The organism is Ruminococcus sp. CAG:57 (genome assembly GCF_000435935.1).
Classification (GTDB): Bacteria; Bacillota; Clostridia; order Oscillospirales; family Ruminococcaceae; genus Hominimerdicola; species Hominimerdicola aceti.
The window spans coordinates 1-3,813 of the sequence record NZ_FR890734.1 but is presented as its reverse complement, the minus strand read 5'-3'; the positions used below and the strand labels follow the sequence as shown (position 1 = coordinate 3,813).

1 protein-coding gene is annotated in these 3,813 nt (G+C 39.1%); it reads right to left on the bottom strand.

The genetic code is table 11. From position 1 onward, the window contains the following. Nucleotides 1-142 precede the first annotated feature (142 nt). On the bottom strand, nucleotides 143-3,751 hold the full coding sequence (locus tag QVO88_RS06520; RefSeq protein ID WP_022287693.1) for a Helicase associated domain protein: 3,609 nt from the start codon (nucleotides 3,749-3,751) through the stop codon (nucleotides 143-145). Between the last annotated feature and the right edge of the window lie 62 nt (nucleotides 3,752-3,813).

Genomic DNA, 3,813 nt, shown 5'->3' with positions numbered 1-3,813 from the left:
ACACACGCTTTGTGTGGCTATGGTAACATAGAGTAGTACGAAAATCCCTCGCTGGCGACAGCGTACCGGTTCAAGTCCGGTTAGCGGCACCAGAATAAAAGCTCTTAGGTCGTCTTGCGATCTAAGAGCTTTTTTAGGTTACTTATCTACAAATTTTTTCGGGATCAAGATCAACTTTGAGTGCTTCAAGCATTTCAATATGCTTGTCTGACATCTGTCCATTCTTGTATTTTTTCTTCTGAGAATTGAGCCATACTGCAATGCTGTTTTCTGATCCTTTTATTTTTCTTGTGAGAGGCATTCTCCCGTTTTCCGCAATGAAAGATCTCAATTCTTCGTATCTTGTCAGCCACTGTTTTTCAAATCTGTCATTTACTTGCGGCTCTATGCCTATCTTTTTGAGCTTTTCTATTTGTTCAGGCGTTCTTGGTGTGCTATCTTTTCCATTTACTATCTTCTGTTCGCCATTGACCCAATTACACAGCTCACTGCCGTCAACAATGATACCCTTTTTGACGCTTGCACCAACACCATGCTCATCAAAATATCTCACTGCTTCTTCATACATTATATCCCAATGTGATATCAAATTATCAAGAACAGTTTTAGGGTCAAGTTCATTGAACATTTCTACTCTTTCATCACTGAATACTCCGTTTTGGATAAAATTCCTCTGCTGACGTATCCAATCAATGATTTTTATCCCTTTGTATTCTGCCTTAGGGTCGAGTTTTTCGCCTTTATGCAGTTCAAGATATTCCTTTACTATCTCATACTTAGCAAGCCATTTTGTCATATTCGCCTTATATATCCCTGACTTTTCGGCTTTAAAGGGATAACCGATATCGTCAAATTTTTTCATTTGTTCTTTGGTAAGCTCGCCTTTTTTATATGCTCTTTTTTGCTTGGAAAACCATAAAGACAGGTCAGTGCCGTCATAGGCAGCATATTTTTCTGGGAGCCGTTTTGTATCGTTTTTTTCAAAATAAGCCTTTAATTCTTCATAGCGATACTCCCACTCATCTTCAGCGTCAAGAGGAAATCTCAGCTTTCTGAATCTCTCCACATATTTTTTTGCAAGCTCGCCTCGTCTGTATCGTACTCTGCAATTGGATATCCAGTTTCCTAGGCGATATCCGTCGTCACACACAGTTATTGCCCTTATTTTATATATCCCTTTTTCAGATATAAATTTCTCAAGATGCTGAAAACCCTTTTCATAAAGACTAGCATTCTCTATCTCAGACAAATTGTTCCACTCTATCCCGAGCTTATCCAATAATTCTATCCTATCCTGTGAAAGAACGCCTTCTCTTTTCTGCACACGCTGTTTGTATATCCATATGCCAAGCTGAAATTCATGATATACAGCGTTCTGAGGCACGCTTATGTTTCCATATTCTTCGTAATATTGCTTTGCAAGCGAATATCTTTCATTCCATATATGTTCATGATATGAGATATCTGAAAGAAGTCCTATTGCCTTAAGCTTTTCTATCTGTTTCTCTGACAATCTTCCCTCTTTGGCATACTTTTTTTGTCTGCTTATCCATGTTTTTATACTTGCACTGCTAACAGTTAAGTCATCAGAAATATCTGTGTTTCCGTGTTCATCATAATATTTTTTCAGCAGTAAATACTTTTCTTCCCAACGTGAAGAAGTTGCATCAAAAACAAAGTCTATACTTTTCAGCTTTTCAATGCGAGCGTCTGAAAGTTTGCCATCTCTATACAAAATACGCTGTCTTTCCACCCATGTGTCTAGACAAGCACCATTTTTGGTTTTATATGAAACAGGAATGTTGAAATTATTGTTATCCTTATAGTATTCCGTAAGTTCACGAAACATATCATTCCATTTTCTGTTGTTTCTATCGTCCCAACTCATTCCGAGTTTATCAAGGCGAGATATTTGCTCGGCTGTCAGAGAACGTGAACCTGTCCGTCTTGATTTTCGCATACTGTCGAGCCAAACTCCAAGACATATTCCCTCGCTGTCTACATACTTTGCAGGAACGTCCAGGTCACCATTTTCACGATGATATCTAACGGCGGCCTCATAGTTTTCTTCCCAGAGATAATCAGGCACGTCCCATACCATTCCTATCTCATCAAGCCTTGCGGATCTTTCCTCACTAAAGCCCCATTTTCTGATACCATTTTTCTTTGCCATTCGCTGGGTGACTAACCACTGGCCAATGTTTATTCCATTTTCATTTACATATGAATATGGTGCTAAAAGATTGCCGTTCTCCTCATAATACTTTTTAGCGGCTTCATAATATCTTTCCCATGACAATTCGCCTATTGACTGCCAGCGCATACCAATAGCGTTAAGTGCATCTATCTGCATCTGCGTAAGAGGTTTTCCATTATGAGTTCCTCTGTAAAGTCCTCTTTGTGTATTTATCCACAAGCCAAGGCTGTAGCCGTCTTCTGTAAAATATGTCGCAGGTATTTCAAGGTCACCGTTTTTTTCATAATAAGCTTTTGCCTTTTCATACATGATATCCCACGAAGCTGAAAGGGACTCCTCAAGCTTATCGAAAAGCTTTTTGCAGTCTTCAACTTTATCAATAAGCTCAAAGTTATCATTTACTACCATGCCCTCGTTATCATGAGAACGATAATAACGAACAGCAACTTTCATTTCTTCTTTGATAGAATCTATGCTGTAAAGATTTTCAATGTTATTGACAATATCGAAAATAACAGGTCTTTGTGACTTCCCTGCACTTAGCGCACGTCCGATCTGCTGTTTATAGATAATTGGAGAGATAGTCGGACGCAGAAGAATAACACCTGAAACATCGTCAACATGAACGCCCTCGTTAAGCATATCTATGCAGTATAGCAATTTAAGGTGGTCAGAATTATCCTCCTTAAATTCATGAAAAGCCTTGCTTGTTTCAGGATCATTGGAATAAGCTTCATAAATATGAGGCCTTTTATCCACCTTATGAAACCATTCGTCAGCCTTGTCTATCATATCGTCCATATGCTCACGATTTGCACAGAAAACGATATATTTTCCTGCTCTGTTTTCCATATGCTTATCAAAAATATCATCAAGCTTTTCTGCTTTATCTAACGCCCTGCGAAGTGCTTCAAGATATTCCTCAGCCTTGTCACGCATAGACTTATATCTTGCATTTTTTACTCTTTTTTCATATTCGTCAAGATCCTTCTGATATGAAAATATCGAGAGAATATATTTAGGCGGATCAAGGATACCACGAACGATAGCGTCACCCAAAGTCATTTCACTTGCGATATTTCCGTCAAAAAGCTCGTCTGTCATATCACGCTGGTTATCAAGATAACGTATTGCTGTGGCAGACAGACCTAACAGCGGTGTATCCGGATACATTTCAAGCAATTTCTGAACGCCCATGCCCCAATATTCCGCACCGCATCTGTGAAATTCATCGAGTATTATGTAATCAGGTTTTATCTCCGAAAAATTCTCGTCAGATAAAAGCATAAGCTTGGCGTAAGTATAAAATTTCACATTCTGCGGCTCATATCCACCGCTTGCCTCTTTTAAATTCTCAAGCTGCGTCTGATAGATATACCTTGACGGAGAAAGCCAACATATTATCTTATCGGAGTTGTCATAGCAGAGTTTAAAACCGATAAAACTTTTTCCTGTTCCGGTAGGGTGAACTACGGCTGCTTTATTTCGTTCAGCAAGCATTGACACCACAGCTTTATAGGCTTCTTCATTGTGTCTGAACAGCTCTAATGCCACGTTATTCCCTCCTACTAAAACACATCATTTGGAGCAAGCAACGGGAATCGAACCCGCATCCC